This is a genomic window from Collinsella sp. AF05-9 (assembly GCF_003465595.1).
Classification (GTDB): domain Bacteria; phylum Actinomycetota; class Coriobacteriia; order Coriobacteriales; family Coriobacteriaceae; genus Collinsella.
The window spans coordinates 16,162-16,438 of sequence record NZ_QSBB01000036.1 but is presented as its reverse complement, the minus strand read 5'-3'; positions in this window follow the sequence as shown (position 1 = coordinate 16,438).

Genomic DNA, 277 nt, shown 5'->3' with positions numbered 1-277 from the left:
CGGCTTCGCGACGCCCGCCCGCGCCTTCCGGGCGATGCTCGGCGCCGACGCGGAGGCGCTGCTGGATGCGTACGGCGTGGAGGACGTGCCCGCCGGCGGGCTCGACCTGACGCCGGGGCTCATCGCGCGGGCGCGCGAGGAAAGGGGCCATGCCCCGCTGGCCTAGCCTGAAAGGGAAAAACGGAATAGGCGGACCGACCGTTCGGCTGAGTCTGGGAAGAGGTGCCGGGCGGCGGGCGGAGCATGGCCACCGGACCCATCGAAACACATCTCCACC